Source organism: Bacillus sp. JJ1533 (genome assembly GCF_036965045.1).
Lineage (GTDB): Bacteria > Bacillota > Bacilli > Bacillales > Bacillaceae_L > Ferdinandcohnia.
This window is the reverse complement of sequence record NZ_JBALOV010000022.1, coordinates 1-17137: the sequence shown is the minus strand read 5'-3', so window position 1 is coordinate 17137 and position 17137 is coordinate 1. Positions and strand designations below refer to the sequence as shown.

General features: G+C 38.6%; 16 protein-coding genes. 3 read left to right on the top strand and 13 right to left on the bottom strand.

What is annotated here, in order from left to right:
* Nucleotides 1-514: 514 nt before the first annotated feature.
* From V7138_RS10615 to V7138_RS10600, 4 genes are all read right to left on the bottom strand, one after another.
* Entirely contained in the window at nucleotides 515-1708 is a 1194-nt protein-coding gene (locus V7138_RS10615; RefSeq protein ID WP_335396839.1) for a Ger(x)C family spore germination protein, read from the bottom strand.
* Entirely contained in the window at nucleotides 1705-2808 is a 1104-nt protein-coding gene (locus V7138_RS10610) for a GerAB/ArcD/ProY family transporter (protein ID WP_335396837.1), read from the bottom strand. Before V7138_RS10610 ends, V7138_RS10615 begins: the two co-directional genes overlap by 4 nt.
* Complete coding sequence (locus V7138_RS10605; protein WP_335396836.1) at nucleotides 2801-4411, bottom strand: spore germination protein; 1611 nt, start codon at nucleotides 4409-4411, stop codon at nucleotides 2801-2803. The genes V7138_RS10610 and V7138_RS10605 overlap by 8 nt, the downstream gene beginning before the upstream one ends.
* Before the next feature lie 209 nt (nucleotides 4412-4620).
* A complete protein-coding gene (locus tag V7138_RS10600) occupies nucleotides 4621-5631 on the bottom strand; it encodes a phosphotransferase family protein (protein ID WP_335396835.1) in 1011 nt (336 codons plus the stop codon).
* Between the two features lie 436 nt (nucleotides 5632-6067).
* On the opposite strand from V7138_RS10600, the gene V7138_RS10595 reads away from it, so the two are divergent.
* Nucleotides 6068-6538, top strand: a complete 471-nt coding sequence (locus V7138_RS10595; protein WP_335396832.1) for a hypothetical protein — start codon at nucleotides 6068-6070, stop codon at nucleotides 6536-6538.
* 38 nt (nucleotides 6539-6576) lie between these two features.
* Here V7138_RS10595 and V7138_RS10590 read toward each other — a convergent pair whose 3' ends face one another.
* The 9 genes from V7138_RS10590 to V7138_RS10550 form a co-directional block, all read right to left on the bottom strand.
* Nucleotides 6577-8118 (bottom strand): AMP-binding protein, encoded by a 1542-nt coding sequence (locus V7138_RS10590; RefSeq protein ID WP_335396829.1) that lies wholly within the window; start codon nucleotides 8116-8118, stop codon nucleotides 6577-6579.
* Nucleotides 8115-8933, bottom strand: coding sequence for an SDR family NAD(P)-dependent oxidoreductase (locus V7138_RS10585; protein WP_335396827.1), 819 nt, complete (start codon nucleotides 8931-8933; stop codon nucleotides 8115-8117). The genes V7138_RS10590 and V7138_RS10585 overlap by 4 nt, the downstream gene beginning before the upstream one ends.
* A gap of 227 nt (nucleotides 8934-9160) precedes the next feature.
* Nucleotides 9161-9622: a hypothetical protein gene (locus tag V7138_RS10580; RefSeq protein WP_335396826.1), complete on the bottom strand. Its 462-nt coding sequence runs from the start codon at nucleotides 9620-9622 to the stop codon at nucleotides 9161-9163.
* Between the two features lie 28 nt (nucleotides 9623-9650).
* Nucleotides 9651-9968 carry a hypothetical protein gene (locus tag V7138_RS10575; RefSeq protein WP_335396824.1) on the bottom strand — a complete coding sequence of 106 codons (318 nt, stop codon included), beginning with the start codon at nucleotides 9966-9968 and terminating at the stop codon, nucleotides 9651-9653.
* A 54-nt stretch (nucleotides 9969-10022) separates the two neighbouring features.
* Nucleotides 10023-10679 (bottom strand): MOSC domain-containing protein, encoded by a 657-nt coding sequence (locus V7138_RS10570; protein ID WP_335396823.1) that lies wholly within the window; start codon nucleotides 10677-10679, stop codon nucleotides 10023-10025.
* Between the two features lie 19 nt (nucleotides 10680-10698).
* On the bottom strand, nucleotides 10699-11208 hold the full coding sequence (locus V7138_RS10565) for an HXXEE domain-containing protein (RefSeq protein ID WP_335396821.1): 510 nt from the start codon (nucleotides 11206-11208) through the stop codon (nucleotides 10699-10701).
* Between the two features lie 7 nt (nucleotides 11209-11215).
* Nucleotides 11216-11794 (bottom strand): DJ-1/PfpI family protein, encoded by a 579-nt coding sequence (locus V7138_RS10560; protein WP_335396819.1) that lies wholly within the window; start codon nucleotides 11792-11794, stop codon nucleotides 11216-11218.
* Nucleotides 11795-11894: 100 nt separating this feature from the next.
* Nucleotides 11895-13016: a M20 metallopeptidase family protein gene (locus tag V7138_RS10555; protein WP_335396818.1), complete on the bottom strand. Its 1122-nt coding sequence runs from the start codon at nucleotides 13014-13016 to the stop codon at nucleotides 11895-11897.
* Nucleotides 13017-13109: 93 nt separating this feature from the next.
* Nucleotides 13110-14243: a zinc-dependent alcohol dehydrogenase gene (locus V7138_RS10550; RefSeq protein WP_335396817.1), complete on the bottom strand. Its 1134-nt coding sequence runs from the start codon at nucleotides 14241-14243 to the stop codon at nucleotides 13110-13112.
* A 218-nt stretch (nucleotides 14244-14461) separates the two neighbouring features.
* Here V7138_RS10550 and treP point away from each other — a divergent pair, with 218 nt between their 5' ends.
* Together treP and treR are read left to right on the top strand one after the other, a co-directional pair.
* A complete protein-coding gene (treP, locus tag V7138_RS10545; RefSeq protein WP_335396815.1) occupies nucleotides 14462-15889 on the top strand; it encodes a PTS system trehalose-specific EIIBC component in 1428 nt (475 codons plus the stop codon).
* A gap of 97 nt (nucleotides 15890-15986) precedes the next feature.
* The gene (gene treR, locus V7138_RS10540; RefSeq protein ID WP_335396813.1) at nucleotides 15987-16703 is read left to right on the top strand and encodes a trehalose operon repressor; all 717 of its coding nucleotides are present in this window, start codon (nucleotides 15987-15989) and stop codon (nucleotides 16701-16703) included.
* Nucleotides 16704-17137 lie beyond the last annotated feature (434 nt).

The window sequence follows — 17137 nt, the reverse complement described above, 5'->3', positions numbered from 1 at the left end:
ATAAAATCGAACCAATTGGGTGAACTATTTACCATAATAACCTCCTTAAAAAGGTACTTTTAAACAAGATTAATAACTTCTACAAAAAAGGGTACTTTTCCTTCTTTGAAGATAAGCACCCTATCAATTAATTAGTAGTTTAAAACTATATTTGTTAGTAATTTCAATACTTCGAATGTATAGTTATTTATTATCATATTGAGGTGCATATCTGTGTTGTTTGAAATTATGATTTTTATTATTTTAGTAATATTATCTGAATCTATCTATAAATTTGGATTTTCTAAATTAACGTTTTTAGCCACTAAATCAGCACGGTATAAAAAACGTTTTAGATTAATAATTGTAGGGCTCATGTTTGTTTGTTTTGCTTTACTAGCTGCAATTTTAGGCTTAATATCATAGCTTATTTGAAAATGTCCATATGAGAGTAGGTAATCCCCCCTTCTTTAAAAAAAGGTGCGCTATCCTTCTTCGATGTTCGCACCTTCCTTCTTGTCAGCGAAACTGCCCCCTACTCCCAATTCATCCCAGTCCGCCGGATTGTATAGTCAAAAGTCACTTTAATATCCATGTCTTTGTAAATTTCAGACCACTTTTCATCGGTTTTTACTTCCTCGTCCCAATACGTTCCGAATTTGGCTCTGACTCTAGCGCCTAGACCAAGGATGTCTGACCCGTGCTCCTGAAGCTCCTTGATTAATTCACTGCTGACTTCATCCATTTTTTTATTGGCTGCTTTTTCGATTTGCCTCATTTTGTCGCCACTTAAGGTAACGTCAATGGCTTCCTCAAGAATCGCATCTATTTCTACATGAATTGTTGCTCTTGGTATTCCGTTTTTTACATCGACTTTTATTTTTGAGTTTCGTTGTTGAGTTTGAATCATGTAAACACTCTGATCATCTAACGAAATACTTAAAGGATAACCGCCGGAGGCTTTCTCTTTCATATCCATAAAGGCACCTATTTCAATCGGGGATGTTAGGCCAACCATTTTTTCACCTCGAAAATAAGCGATTCCATCAACCATAATTCGATCATTGTTAATAACTTTTACCCCCGGCAATACTGGGTCAATCCCTTTATCTAAAACATCTATCCAAAAGTTCCCGAGATATTCCCTTGGTAGCTTTCCAAAACGTACCGCATTATCTAATGTATCTGCTAGATAAAGTGCTGGTACTGTTTCAAGTGGTGGCGCTGTTCTCAAAACTTTTGCTGCATCTTTTTTATTAATAGCCATCCAGGCTGTTCTTCGGACTTCGTTATCACGCTTTAAAAATTCACTTATATCCTTAATCCCCTTCTTCGCAACTTCATCGGATACCACAATAATCTGTAGATGCCCAAGATATAACTTTTCAGCAAGCTGTTGCTGGAGGTTGGACATGGCATCCTTTATCGTATGACCAAATGTGTCTAATAACCACACTGTTTTCTCAGACCCTTGCCCTCCACCACCTTCAGGGCCAAGCTTGATTTTTCCAGGTAATGCGATTTGGGCAGTAACCTTATATAAAATATCTTTTTTCCCTTCAGGAAAGTCTCCGTTAAGATGTGTTACCTCTGCTTTATCATTCCCCTCAGCAATATCAATTGCAAGTGCCAGTATATTTGCACGGTCCTCCAGTTCGTACCTGTCCCAGCATCCTGTTAAAAAAAGAATAAATATAAGAAGGATCATAAAAACTCGTATTATTTTCATACTGAAACTCCTCCTTTTTTACGCAGCTTCGCAATCCCTAAAAGGATCACAGGATATACAATCGTTAACAGGAGGCCATACATTGTTACTAGCAATATATAATCATACATATGATAAATATTTTGTGGAAAAATGGCGATACAAAAAACAACCGGAAAACCTGCTAGTGCGATCACCCGGTAATTGTAGTAGCGAAAAAGTTCCCCTATTCCTCGAACAATTATAAAATAATAGGATAGAAGTGTCGTAAAAACACCATATATCCAGGAAATAACCAAAATAGCATCCACCCTTGCTAAAATTTCACCAGGAACAGTAATCATTTTACCTAGAACTAATGTTGGCCAAATCATTTGAAGAATATCCTCATCTCCAAATACACCAACTGTCATGAACACAATAAAAATGACAATAAAACCGGCTATCAGAAGTCCCCAGACTCCACCTTTCAGACATTTTTCTGGTTGTTTCATATAGGGGATGACCATTGTTATAATGAAAAAGCTTAACATCGACTGGGTAACCGCAATACTTCCTTTTAAAAATTCTCTCCAAGTTGGGTCGTTACCCAAAAATGGAGTAATGTGATACACCTCAATGTCTCCAAAGGCTGGAAGTAAGACAAGTGCGAATGGAAAAATGATCAACGGCATATAGAAAAAATGGATATAGGCAAAGGTTGAAACATTTTGAAACCCAGTTGTTGCACATAAGAAAATCATCATAAAAATGGCAATTTGAATTGGTGTAGTAGGTAGAAGTGCGCCTTTTACTACTTCAGCAAATTGTCGTGTTTCAAGGCCCATGTTTATCGTAAAAAATAGAATGATCATGATACTAAAAATACGGCCAATAAATTTTCCTAAGATTATTTCGTTGTATGTAATGAGGGTATGCTTTGGAAATATTTTTCCCAAATATACAATTGCTAAAAGACCAATGAAAGTAATTCCAACTCCAATTATGCTTGCAAATGGAGCTCCTATCCCCGCCCCCTTGACCACAAATCTCGGAAAGGCGAGCATTGCAACACCAAGGATAGAACTAATTACAATGAATGCCAATTGTACCGCTGTAATTTTATCTCCTTGCTTATCCATTGGAATCACCATCCTCTTGACCATTCAATGACGACTTTGGAATCCTTTCTTCTTTAGGCTCCATCCTTTTTACATCCTGTGGCTTTATCTCTGCTGGCCGATTCTTTAACCATCGAAGTGGAGCGCGAATGAATGAATCTTTCATGCCCGTAAAATTCCCTGGGGCAACAGGTGCCATATACGGAAGACCAAAGGAACGTAATGATAGCATATGATTGAGGATGAAAATAACCCCAAACGCTAAACCAAGTAATCCAAAGGTTCCAGCCAGAATGATTAAGGGGAAACGCAGCATCCGAAAAGCTGTTGCTGCATTATACGAAGGTGTTGCGAATGACCCAATCGTTGATAGTGCAATAATTACAACTGTTATTGGACTAACGAATCCAGCTAATACAGCCGCTTGCCCTATAACAAGCACCCCAACAATAGAGAGCGCCCCACCTACCTGTTGAGGCATTCGGACGGTTGCTTCACGTAATATTTCCATCGCCACCTCCATCAACAGCACTTCAATAAACGCTGGGAAGGGGACCCCAGCACGACCACTTGAGGCAGCAACAACAAATTTCGCTGGAATCATCTCTGGATGATAGGAAAGAACTGTTACATAAAAGGACGAAAACGTTAATGAAAAGATGAGAGACATAAAACGGATCAAGCGAACTGCACTCGTGATCAAGAACCTCTCATTATAATCCTCACTCGTTTGATAAAACTGATTAAAAATGGCAGGTACAACCAATACAAACGGGGAACCATCTACTAACAGTACGATTCTACCTTCTAGTAAATTACCTACTGCTTTATCTGGCCGTTCCGTATTTTGAACCTGTGGAAATGGCGATCGAGGATTATCCTCAATAAACTGCTCAATATATCCAGCATCCAGTATCCGGTCGATATCGATCCGATCTAAACGCTTTTTCACCTCATTCAATAACTCTTGATTGACAATACCCTCCATATAACAAATTCCCACTCTAGTTTTTGTACGCCTACCAACCTCCATGTGCTCTACTCTAAACTCAGGAACAGGTAAACGATAACGTAATAGAGATACATTCGTCATGATTTGTTCTATAAACCCATCTCGTGGACCTCGAACCACTCTTTCTGTCTCAGGTTGCGCGAGCCCCCTCTTTTCAGGCTTGAATGCATCAAGAAGGAGAGCATGTTCGGAACCATCTATTAAAACGACACACTTCCCTCTCAATAAACCTGACAGTAAAGCTGACATTCCTGACTCAGATGTTCCTGAACAATGATAAAGAACATCTTTAAGGAGGATAGACGTGAGACTTTTTGAGCTTAATTCGGATTGATTACATAGTCTATGCTCTTGAAGCGGCTTAATCATATCTCTATCCACTTTTTCTTGATCAACTAAACTACTCATATAAAGAACGACAGATAAGGTTTCACCAAATAAATGAAACCTTCTCGTTGAAAAATCAAGATCCTTATCGAAAATTTGTTTAAACTCTTCTACTGTTTGTTTAATGTCACTGCTTATATTCATCTGCTTTGACTCTAGGACTTGATTATTAGGTAAGGAGACTTCTTGTTGAGGTCTTTCATTCTTTTTAAAAAATGACGGCATCCTTCTCCCTCCTTCAATTGGGTATTTTGTGTCATGCATACTTTTTCATGTATCATTTAGGAAAAATAGTACTTTTTTAGTACTTTTGGATTATAGGGTGGGGAAGGAGTTTATGAGGTCTTTATTTGTCACGGGTGAAGTTTTTCTTATGTTATAGTGAATCAGCAAAATGAATAACAAAAAAAACTTGGATTTATTATCCAAGTTTTTCACTCCAACAGCCTTTCAACTGAATCCGTGTATGATTCTACCCATTTATAAAATGGTAGGTTATTATCCCAAGTAACCATATTTGTTGCTTTGGCACTTCCCCAATCTAATACTCGTTGATGAAGCATATGTACCTTTAAACGTTTTTTTATTCCATCTTTTTCTACCAATTCACTACAATAAGCATTCAGTAAATGCTTTGCAATTTCTTCTTCATTGTCATCTAAATAATAGGTAATCATTTTTATTAAATCAGAAACAGGGTCTGCAAAATACGAATTTGTAAAATCAAATACTCCACTTACCTCCCAGCCATGCTCCACTTGATCGACCAAAAAGTTCCCTGGTTTAAAATCTCCCATAACAAAAGATGGTGACGAAAGTTGAATAAAATCACCTTCGGATTGTTCTAATAAAGATTCAACCCAATTGACATCTTTATCAGTTATTTCCCAATACTTCTTGGCGTCCTCTACCCAAAACTTTATTCTCATGAAAAGCCATTTAGTATAGGAATCCTTAAAAGGTACTATTTCAAACGTATTAGTATCCAGTTCACCAAAATCAGTTACTTTCCAACTATGAAATGAAGATAAAGTTTTAGCAATTGATTCCGCAATCTTAAACTTATCTTCCACATTTAGCTTAGCTTTCAATTTTTCTGAATTTATATGTTCACCTTTAAGACGTGGCATAAGTGAATAATTCCAACCAAAAATTTCTACAGAATCATCGATTATATACGGTATTGGAACAGTAACATTCGTTCGCTTATAAATATTTTCAATAAAGAACTTTTCCTCCACTAACTGGCCCGTATAAAGTGGGTTTCCTTTTAAAACAAAATCCCCTTCAGATGATGAGACAAACATCGTTTGACCCATTGCTCCAAAGGCTGTTTTATGCGATGAAATGAGTTTGCCTAGATTATATTTATCAAGCATGAACTGTAGTTGCTCATCATGTACTTCACCTAATTTATTTGATGCAAAGATTATTTTAGCAGTCATATCGTATCCCCCCCATGAATTTTTCCCCCGTAAACTTACTTACTTCAACAAAAGTAAAACTAATCCTGCTTGATTACCATTAGTTTAAACTCTTCTCTAAAAGCCTTTCGTTGATAATTCTGTTGTTTAAGTAATAAATCAAGATATAATTGAACTATCTTTAAATCAGGCAGGTTATTCTATGAAATTATATACACTAAAAGCGCCGTTTAGGGGATATAAAAAAGGAACACCGTTCTACCTAATTGCGGAATCTGAATTTATTGGGGTTAAGGAGTACGTCTTGAGAACGAAAGATTTGACGGATAGTATTACAATTTCGGAAAATGAACTTCTTAGATACTTCGCTTTCATAAAAACTATCTGACCAGACTAGTAATTATGCCGAATCAAACTGCTAGCAGCAAAAAATCCTTTATTGAATAAGGAGAGGCAAATGTCTACTACAATAAAAAGAAAAATTTTAGCGGCCATCATTAGTAGCTTGCTCTTTGCATTCATTTTTTCTATACCAGGTGGCTTTCAACTGAATGCATTTGCTAACATATATTATTTAAACTTAATGATTGTTGTTTCATATGGGGTTATTACTTCGATATGTAGCGATTGGATGAGTAAAAAGATGTTTACGACGACTCGCTCTCGAGAAATAAGTTCTTTTCTATTGCATTGTTTATTCGGTTCAGTGTTCCAACTTTTTAGCCTTTCTTCTGCCATCTCCTTTTTTATCATTGACCGGTTACTAACAAAAGTGAAAATTAATTGGTGGACAGTTATTTTGGGCATTATTCATTGTAATCGTACTATTTTTTATAGGTATTACTATTTGGGATTAAGGATAAAGAAAACTCGCCAATTTTTTGAGCGAGTTTTGCTTTTTTATATGTCAATTGGGGTGTCAAAATGATAACTGTAATCAGAACCTTTACCAGTGGAAGATAAACCCTAACATTCGAAAGGCACTGTCAATTTTAGCTGTTTTTTATCCAATTTGCCAAGAGGCGTGTAGGGTAATTGATCAACAATAGTGACTTTTTTCGGAAGCTGGTACCTAGCTATCCTTTGGCGAAGCCACCCCAATAATTCTTCTTCTGTTAGGCTTTCGTCTTCTTCCAGAACGATGAATGCTAGTAAGCGATGTCCAAATTGTTCATCGTCTGTTCCGATAATTGCGACGTCGAGAATTTGCGGGTGTTGGATTAATACTTGCTCCACTTCGATAGGGTAAACATTTTCCCCGCCTGAAATAACCATATCATCCATTCTCCCACATATAAAATAATAATCGTTTTCGTCACGATATCCTACATCACCTGTTTCAATCCAAGTATCCTTTCGAATGGACCAGTCATTCTTCATACAGAGCTGACCGATTGTGCCTGATGGAACTTCATTTTTATTGTGGTCCAAGATACTGACGTTTAGTCCCGTTATCTTTTTGCCATTGGTTGTGGCTGAATACATTAAGTCCTGTGGGGTGGCGATAAAATTCAATCCGGTTTCTGATGTTCCGTACAGATTGTATAAGACTGGACCAAGTTTTTGGATTGTCACCTCGACAAGCTTGCTTGGCAGTTTCGCCCCACCTGATGCGATACATTTGAGCGACTTTAAATATTCTTTGTTATATTGCAGCATCTTTTGGAGCATCAATGGGACAACGGTGACAACTTCGATTTGATGTTGATGAATGAGTTCGCAAGCTTTTTTATCCTTGAATCCCCTAGTAATCACAACCTTTTTCCCTAATGGGATAAATAAAAGTAAAACGGCAATCCCGTATCCGTGGTAGATAGGAGTCGCAATATAGGCACTCTGATAATCTAAAATCTTCAATCGTTTAATAAACGCCACAAATGGATGTAAATAATGAAAAAGGGACGGTTTATGTGCCGCGTCTTTTGACATTCCCGTTGTACCGCTGGTTTGCAGGACGAGTTTGCCTTTTGTGGCTCGTGGCAGTGAATCTGGATTAGGTTTTGATTGTAGAAAATTACTAATCGCTGGTAGGTCAGGATGATAACTCAAAATCTTCTGTTTGGAATAGTCCTGGATGATGGGACTCAATTCGGCATCATAGATGATCAGGTCAAAATGGTGTTGCTCCGCGAAACCGTTAAACTGTTGTTTGCTGATTTCAGTATTTAATAAATAGAGGTCTCCCCCCACTTGAGAAACGGCGAAAATCGATTTTACAAGTGAAGCATGATTTCTACATAGTATCCCCACTTTCTGCCCGCTTTTGAGCTTAGATTTTTCTATTAATGAATGAGCGAGATTCGTTGATTGTTCTAGAAGCTGTTTGTAGGTAAGAGTTTCGTGGTCATCTACGAGCGCGATTCGATTAGCGTATTTCTTTTCGGCAAAATGTAAGAGTGTCATCAAATTGACCCCACATTTTGAAAAAGAGCTTAATAAGTTGTACAGCCCGATTGGAGTAAGCAATTTTATTTTATATAAAACATAAAATAGTTTAATCAGTTTCATTTCTGCTGCCCCTTCTTTGAGAAGTCCCCAAAATTCATTCGAAAAATCGATACTAGCTGTCCAAAAAGCAACCACCATGGTTGGTATTTTTTCTTGCGAGTGTACATCGTTTTACAGATGATTGTTGCTGCATGCTGTGGAAACATTACTGGTACATTGCGATATCCAGCGGTTGGTTCTATCATCGGTGTCCTGACTAATGGGAGATAAATAGATGTTGTTTCAATATTTTCTATTTCGGGCGAAACCGATCTTAACCAAACATCAAATGCTGTTTTCGATGCCTGGTAGGCTGCGAAATATGGAACAGGTGCTAACCTAGCGTTTATGGTCGATACATTGATAATCTGTCCTTGGCTTTCTTTTAGCAGTGGAATGATGGATAACAATATTTTTACGGGCGCAAAGTAGTTAATCGCCATTGTCCGTGTGAAATCGTGATATCTGTCAAGAGATTCATAGATGGACCGCCTGATGGAGAGACCTGCGTTGTTGATGAAGAGATCTAAAGTTGGTTGTTTGTGTAAAAATACTAGAAAATTGCTAAGTTCCTCCTCATCTCGAAGATCCGCTTGAAAAATACTAACTTTAGCTGTTTGCTTTTCGATTTTATTTTTGATATTCGTGAGCAGTTCAACTCTTCTGGCGACAAGAATTAGATGACAATTGATGTCAGCTAACAGATAAGCCACTTCTTTGCCGATGCCCGAACTTGCCCCAGTGATGAGGATTGTTTTGCCGGAGAGCTGGGCGTGGAGCTTTTTTTTATTTAGGGATGTGGGCAAAAACAAGAGTGATTCTAGTAATTTTCGCATGTGTACACCTTTTTCATGATTGATATTGGAATACTAGTTTGAATGAAGTACCGTTTCTTGTAGGTGGTGGCTCGCTCGGGACTTCATCGACCTTATGAAGAACCGGTTGCTTTTCAGACTACTCGTTCGGGACTTCATCCAAGCTATGAAGAGGATTTATGCTTGTTTCCCTCTTCACCGTGTTCCGCGAGACACTGCTCGCGCTAGTTCCTTATCACAAAAAAATATTACTCTTTTTTTAAATAAACAACCTCATTTTCGCGTTTTACCTGAAACTGTAGGTCATCTTCCAGTTTCAAAACGGATGCAAACTCAGAAACAGTTTCTCCTAGGTAAAAGATGCTATAACCCTTGTTAGTGGGGTATCCATAGATATAGCAAACTACTTTCCCATCATTTAAAAACACAATTTGGTCCATGTCCTCATTCATAGTTTCCTGAATGTTGTCCCATTTATAACCCACTGTTTCATAGATATCTTCCTTCGAAGTGTATGGTCCGAAAGAATACACCGTATCCCATTCGAAAGGGGTGACGTCAGCTAAATTGATTGTCTCAACTTTTTGACCAATAGAAAGCACCTGTTTTCGAAGCAATTCCTCATTCTTGTCCCACAGGTCTTTTTTTAATAGAATGAACCCAGCAATCATCACGATTGCTGTGATGACAATCGTCTTTCTGTACTTCATCAAACTTCCCCCTTTAACACCCGAAACACTACTCTACATGCCGCTCAATACTGTACCAGGCATACCACCTCATTATTGGAAGGTATAAGACAATAGCCCCGAGAAACGCATACGGACCACCTACCAAAAATAGAATCATAGCTACTATTAATCCAAAGAAAGCTTTAATGTTTCCTGATGTTCCGTTTATTGGCTCATTACCTACAAATACCGTTTCCCAGCCTTTCAGCGATTTTGAGTAACAATGATCATGATAGGCTTTAATAGAGACAAAATGCGTCGTGATAATAAGATTGCTTTTATCTGTAATTTCTGCCGAACATCTTTCACAATAAACGTTTCTCACCCATCCCAACTCCCCGGATTTACTTATTATCCCTTTTACAGCTTTTCCGCAAAATTAGTGGCGTTTACCCAGTCTACTTAATCGCTCATTTAACATGTCCTTCCACTCATCAGCCAATTCTTCAACTGCCAAAATCTTCTGTATCCCCTCAATATCCCGTGGCCTTTTATAATAAATCTCATTTGCTTCAAGAATGGAGACTTGGTTTGATTTTCGCTCTTCTAACGAAATGGTAGAATCCTTTCGGACGATGCCTTCTTTTAAAACACGCGCCAAGTATCCAGTAAAACCCGTTTGAACCATCATTTTTAGAAGATAGGGGTTGTTGGTTTTTTTTGTGATGGTGCTGCAAGGAATTCGACCTTGGGTAATTTGTATAACCGAATCTCCAACCTGAAAAATATCCCCGATGCATACATCTTTTTCTTCCATATTGGTAAGTGTCAAGTTCTCACCGAAAGTCGGAAGCGGAAACTGTACTAAAAATTCACTTTGCCACAGTGAATAATGTTCATACGGATAGATACAAACAGCACGGTCAGGACCCCCGTGGTGCTTTAAATCAGCCACACCATCCCCACGAAATCCGTCTTTTGTTAAAAATGCCTCTTCCACAGCTTGTTTACGAATCGCGGTCATCATTTCCTCATTTTTTCCGTACGTCATTTTTTTAGGTAACCCAATTGAAAAATTCTTGATTTCGATTGTCATCGCTGTTCCCCCTTTTTATTTATAATTCTACTATAAATGAAGAGAAGATATGTGCAAGTAAGGCAAGTGGCCCTTGAATCACAAAACCGATAATAAAATAGGTTACAAGTTTTTTTACGGTTACTTCTTCGGTGATTAAAAACCTTGCCGTTAAAAATGAATAGGGTATTAGAACTAAGACTGACGTGATAATGCCAGGAACATAATCTTTGAAAAACAAAAATTGTAGAACATGACCAATTGCATTTGCCAAAATGATACCCGGCACTAAAAATGATAGGTAGGTTACTGGATTCATACCTAGAAATTGCTTGCCACGCTTAGCCATCAAACACCCAACCGAAGCAACAATCCACAGTAGAGAAAAAGCAACTGCAAATTCTAACTTTGAAACATGAAACGGGATGATAGTAGAGTTTTTAATTAAAAAATGCTCCACTGTCAAAATTTCTTCAATATCATGAATCAGATAAAGTGGTGGAAACAATAAGAGAAAGAAGTTTAATCTTGCTCGGTTCATAATGCCCATTGTTCGGTCATTTTACAGACTCCTCCATCAGCCGATTTCGTTGTCCCTTATAAAACTCCCGCGTGAACTCGGGATGGTTTAGTACTCCGAGCTGTTCCGTAACAGCAAGTGCAAATTCAACATAAGCGTGGCCCTGTGCAGTGATGATAGTCCCCGATTTCACAACGGGTTCATAACGAAATTTTTCTTCTTCAAAACAACCTAGGAAGTTACGCTGCTCTTGGTGAAGGGTAACTGTATAAGGTTTGTCCCCAAGTACACCCGCCCGTGCTAATACATATGTACCGCTGCAAATGGCTGCAGTTAATTTATTCTGTTGGTAAAGAATGTTTGTGAGTTGAAACAGTTCTTCCGTATCCTTAATATTGATCAGGTCTCCACCAGGGATAAGAATCGCCTCATACTCCTTTGGGTCTACCTGTTGATACATCAAATGCGGCACAAATTGCAAACCTGATTCACCAGTAATCGTCTTTAGCGAATCCGCAACTGTTACAATCTGATATGTCCCTCTCAGCATGGCGGTCGCCACGGTTATCTCAAATTCGGAAAAAGAATCATAAATGGCGAGTAATATTTTCTTCATAAAAATGCACCCCTTTTCCCTTAAGATTCTACAAGGTTGGAACAATTCCCTTCTAGGTTTCTATTAAAGAGAGATGTTGGTTGAACGTATCTAGTATATATCACACCATCCCCACAAGTCCTTTAAACATTTCTACCCCAGTTTCAATAATCTCATCACGAAAATCATATTCGTAGGTATGGATCGGCGGATGCTTCTCACCGTTTCCAATATAAAAATAGGCCCCTTTTACAAGCTTTAAATAGTGACCATAGTCCTCTGATGCACGGTAGGGTGAGGTCAGTTCATGGATTCGAAATCCTTTGTCGACGCCAACCTTGCGTACCTTTTCTACCGATTCCTTATGATTAACTGTTTCAGGGAATTCATCCCGATAGTGAAAATGAACGTCTAGCCCATGCTCTTTTCCTAATGTTAATGCGATATTTTCTATCCTTTGTTGAAGTGAATGTAATTCCGCTTCTTTTTCTGTCCGAATGGTTAGTCGGAGTACTCCTTCATGGGCTGCAATCCCGTAATTTTCCGAACCAATATCGACCTGAATAACCGTGCATAGAACGAGTCCTTCGTACTGGTCTTGTGAGGTTAACACAGGTAAAGCTTCTATGATTCTGGCAATTGCAAAAGAAGGATTTATTCCATTTTCGGGCTGACTTGCGTGGGCAGGTGAACCTATCATTTCAATGGACATCCCTTTTGAGGCACAATGGGCTGTACCATCAATCACATGTACAACATTAAACTCAATACCTGACATATTATGATAGCCATACATTTCATCGATTTTTTCTTCTTTCACTACTTCGGTACATTCAATGGCACCTTGTCCTGTCTCTTCTGCATGCTGAAAAAGAAAGATAATATTTTGATCTGCGCCCTTCTGATCCACTTCAAGTGCAAATCCAGCAAGAGTAGCCGAGTGCCCATCATGGCCACATTTATGAGAAACTCCCGGAACATTTGATTTCCACGGCAGGTCAATTGTTTCTGGAATGGAGAGTGCATCAAAATCTGCTCGAAATGCAATAGTTGGTTTATCCACTCCAGCCGTATATTTCGCATAAAAATACTTCCCTTTATCGATGATGTCTAAGTTTGAAGTATGTTTTTTAAGGAAATCCATTAAATGTTGTTTCGTCCAGACTTCCTGATAGGACAATTCAGGATGCATATGTAATTCACGACGAAGTTGAATAGCCAACTCCAGATTTTTCTTATCCACTGAGATCCCCCCTGTTATTTCCATTTTACTAGATAACTAGGAGAAACGTCTCCATAAAAAATCGACAAGTGCAACACTTGTCGAGATTCTTCTTTATGGTTTTAAAACAACTTTTATGCAATCATCATCGCGGCCGTTAAAGATTTTGTAGCCGTGGCTGGCTTCATCAAGGGACAGCTTGTGGGTAATGATATCCGTTGGGTCGAATTCCTTGTTGACAATCTTTTTATAGAGCTCCGGCATGAAATGAACAACAGGAGCCTGGCCCATTTTTAAGGTAATGTTTCTGGTGAAAAATGCACCGAGCGGGAACATATTATAGTTCGCACCGTACACTCCAGTTAGATGCACAGTACCGCCTTTTCGAACGGCCTTTGTTGAAATTTGAATCGGACCTAGTGTTCCACCTTGAAGCTTTAGCTTTTGTTCGATGAATTCAAGCGGTGATTTTTTCCCATCCATTCCTACACAATCAATGACTACGTCTGCTCCACCGCTTGTGATTTCCTTTAAATGCTCACCCATATCATCATTTTTTGTAAAATCAAACACTTCTACTTTGTTTGTCGCTTTTGCATGGTCCATTCGATACCCAATGTAGTCGACAGCAATGACACGTTTTGCCCCTTTCATCCAAGCAAATTTTTGCGCCATCAAGCCGACAGGCCCACAGCCAAGGATAATGACGGTGTCTCCTTCTTTGACACCTGCGTTCAATACACTCCAATAGGCAGTTGGCAGAACATCACTGAGGAAAAGCAATGCCTCATCTTCTAATTCGCATGACTCCGGTATTTTAAAAGGAGTAAAGTTTCCGAATGGAACTCTTAAGTATTCCGCTTGTCCTCCTGGGTGGTCACCAAATTTTTCAGAGTAGCCAAAATAACCCCCTGAGTCATAATGTGGATTCGCGTTGTCACATTGGCTCTCAAGTTCGTGTTCACAGTAATAGCATTTTCCACAGGCTACCGTAAAAGGAATAACAACTCGATCTCCTTTTTTTACATGAGTGACTTCGGGACCTACTTCCTCGACAATTCCCATCGGTTCATGCCCGATTACATACCCATCTGGCAGCGGAAAATTACCTTGATATAAATGAAGATCAGAGCCACAAATCGCGGTTGAGGTGATGCGAACAATCACATCATCCTTTTTGATGATTTTCGGATCCTCTACTTCTTTCACTTCAACCTTATATGGATTTTGATATGTTACAGCTTTCATTATTACACTCCATTTCCATTTTGGTTTACTGGTTATTTTTCACGGTGTGTGGGAAGTTATACTTAGGATGATTTGGCATAAAAACCCTTTGTTCGTAAAAGCTAAAAATTAATGAATAAAAATAATTGACATACTTGTATATACAGGTTAAACTGAAAACGTAATCACGACATGTATATACAAGATTCGACATTTTGTGTTAGTTAGGGGGAAAAACAATGAGTAAGTACACAGAACCTGCAAAGGACTTACTTGACCACATTGGTGGTAAGGAAAATATTGCTGCAGTTACACACTGCGCAACAAGAATGCGTTTCGTTTTAAATGATCCGAAAAACGCCGATATAGAAAAAATTGAAGAAATTGGCCTTGTTAAAGGAACATTCACACAGGCCGGTCAATTCCAAGTCATTGTTGGTAATGAAGTTGCTTCTTTTTATAATGAATTCGTAAAACACGCTGGTGTTGATGGCACAAGCAAGGAAGAAGCTAAGGTTGCTGCAAAGCAAAATATGAACTGGCTACAACGTATGATGGGGCATCTTGCGGATATTTTCACACCGATTATTCCGGCCCTTGTTGTTGGGGGTCTAATTTTAGGTTTCCGAAATGTAATTGGAGACATTAAATTACTTGATGACGGTACAAAAACGATTGTAGAAGTTTCTCAGTTTTGGGCTGGAGTTCATGCGTTCCTATGGTTAATCGGTGAAGCGGTCTTCCACTTCCTACCGGTCGCAATCACATGGTCCATTACTCGTAAGATGGGAACCTCACAAATCCTTGGGATTATTTTAGGTATTACGCTTGTTTCTCCACAATTATTGAACGCTTACGGAGTAGCTAATGCAGATGAAATTCCTGTATGGGATTTTGGGTTTGCACAAATTGAAATGATTGGATACCAGGCACAGGTTATTCCGGCTATTTTAGCAGGTTTCGTGCTAGTTTATCTAGAGCGATGGTTACGTAAGATTTCACCTAATGCGATTTCAATGATCATTGTTCCATTTTTTGCATTAGTTCCTACTGTTTTAATTGCACATACCATTCTTGGACCAATCGGTTGGACAATTGGTTCTTGGATTTCTGATGTTGTATACACTAGCTTAACTTCAGCATTTGGTTGGTTATTTGCGGCAATCTTTGGATTTGCCTATGCACCACTTGTTATCACTGGTTTACACCATATGACAAATGCAATTGACCTACAATTGATGAGCGAGTTCAACGGAACAAACCTCTGGCCAATGATTGCATTATCAAACATTGCCCAAGGCTCTGCCGTACTTGCAATGATTTATATTAACCGTAAAAATGAAGAAGAAAAACAAGTTTCCATCCCAGCATGTATTTCATGTTATCTAGGTGTAACGGAGCCCGCGATGTTCGGTATTAACTTAAAATATGGTTTCCCATTCTTAGCTGCAATGCTTGGTTCGATGGTTGCAGCGATCATCTCAGTGGGCAGCGGTGTTATGGCTAACTCAATCGGGGTAGGTGGACTTCCAGGTATCTTATCTATCCAGGCTGGACACTGGTTCATGTTCTTCGTTGCGATGATTGTAGCAGTTGTCGTTCCATTTATCTTAACTGTGGTTTTCGCAAAAGCGAATGTTGGCAAAATTTCATTTGGTAAAAAGTAATATAGGAGGGAGGGGAGGAAAATTCCTCTCCTCTTTTTTGCGTTAATGCGGTAAAATAGTAATTAAAAATATTTTATACATCGATTGGGGATTCTTTATGAACAACAAGTATCTAGCAATCTATAGCGAATTAGTAGATGAAATTAAAAGCGGTAACATTAAAGCGAATAGTCTATTACCTTCTGAACATGAATTAAAAGACACCTATAATACCTCTCGGGAAACGATTCGTAAGGCATTGAACTTGCTTTCGCAAAATGGGTATATTCAAAAGATGAAGGGCAAAGGCTCCATTGTGATTGACGTGAATAAATTTGATTTCCCAGTTTCAGGTCTTGTCAGTTTTAAGGAACTTGCAGAGAAAATGGGGAATAAGCCTCAGACAAATGTGCACGAATTAACGGTTGGAAAACCGGATTCGTTTATCAAACAGCAACTTCAGCTTTCAAGCAAAGATCAAGTGTGGAAGGTAGTTCGGACAAGGGAAATGGGTGGCGAAAAAATTATCTTGGACAAGGATTTTATTTCGCGTAAATACGTCCCAGAGCTCACCAAGGAGATATGTCAGGACTCGATTTATGCGTATTTGGAAAATGAGCTGCAGCTGGCAATTAGTTTTGCCAAAAAGGAAATAACGGTTGTGGAACCAACAGACGAAGACCGGGAGCTTCTTGATTTGGATGGGTTTCATAATATTGTCGTCATCAAAAACTATGTGTATTTGGACAATGCTAGTTTATTTCAATACACCGAGTCCCGTCACCGCCCGGACAAATTCCGGTTTGTCGATTTTGCGAGACGGACGCATGTATAGAGGGATTTATGGCTAGTTCACTCCCTTTTAATTAAGATGTATTGTTCTTAATCTAGTAACCAGTATTAGTAAAATAAGCGGTGATTTTCCGGTTATATGCAGAATGGAGTTCGTTTCGGGGTAAATAAGGGGAGTTTTTCCGATTATGCTAAGCTAAAGTCCACAATTTGAGATTTATTGAGTAAATAGACGGAATCCCTCCGTCTATTTAAGCTTTTTTTAATTAAAATTACTAATTAAGCGGAGTTTTTCCGTCTATTATCAGCGGTGCTTAACCTGATCCCCCAACCATTAGTCTGGACCTAGTTACAGAAATCAACAACTTGTTATCAGCACCCGAAAACGGAATCCTTAATGTTCATTTTGCCCTTGAATTTCTATTCTAATTTAGTATTCAATTGCGATGATATTTAAGGTGTTAAAACCTGTTATAT

Excerpts from the sequence above, each read along its gene's own strand:
- V7138_RS10595 (WP_335396832.1), top strand. The coding sequence starts at position 6,068 with ATGTCTACTACAATAAAAAGAAAAATTTTAGCGGCCATCATTAGTAGC.
- V7138_RS10550 (WP_335396817.1), bottom strand. The coding sequence starts at position 14,243 with ATGAAAGCTGTAACATATCAAAATCCATATAAGGTTGAAGTGAAAGAA.
- V7138_RS10605 (WP_335396836.1), bottom strand. The coding sequence starts at position 4,411 with ATGCCGTCATTTTTTAAAAAGAATGAAAGACCTCAACAAGAAGTCTCC.
- V7138_RS10565 (WP_335396821.1), bottom strand. The coding sequence starts at position 11,208 with ATGGGCATTATGAACCGAGCAAGATTAAACTTCTTTCTCTTATTGTTT.
- treR (WP_335396813.1), top strand. The coding sequence starts at position 15,987 with ATGAACAACAAGTATCTAGCAATCTATAGCGAATTAGTAGATGAAATT.
- V7138_RS10610 (WP_335396837.1), bottom strand. The coding sequence starts at position 2,808 with ATGGATAAGCAAGGAGATAAAATTACAGCGGTACAATTGGCATTCATT.
- V7138_RS10615 (WP_335396839.1), bottom strand. The coding sequence starts at position 1,708 with ATGAAAATAATACGAGTTTTTATGATCCTTCTTATATTTATTCTTTTT.
- V7138_RS10600 (WP_335396835.1), bottom strand. The coding sequence starts at position 5,631 with ATGACTGCTAAAATAATCTTTGCATCAAATAAATTAGGTGAAGTACAT.
- V7138_RS10580 (WP_335396826.1), bottom strand. The coding sequence starts at position 9,622 with ATGAAGTACAGAAAGACGATTGTCATCACAGCAATCGTGATGATTGCT.
- treP (WP_335396815.1), top strand. The coding sequence starts at position 14,462 with ATGAGTAAGTACACAGAACCTGCAAAGGACTTACTTGACCACATTGGT.
- V7138_RS10590 (WP_335396829.1), bottom strand. The coding sequence starts at position 8,118 with ATGAAACTGATTAAACTATTTTATGTTTTATATAAAATAAAATTGCTT.
- V7138_RS10585 (WP_335396827.1), bottom strand. The coding sequence starts at position 8,933 with ATGCGAAAATTACTAGAATCACTCTTGTTTTTGCCCACATCCCTAAAT.
- V7138_RS10560 (WP_335396819.1), bottom strand. The coding sequence starts at position 11,794 with ATGAAGAAAATATTACTCGCCATTTATGATTCTTTTTCCGAATTTGAG.
- V7138_RS10570 (WP_335396823.1), bottom strand. The coding sequence starts at position 10,679 with ATGACAATCGAAATCAAGAATTTTTCAATTGGGTTACCTAAAAAAATG.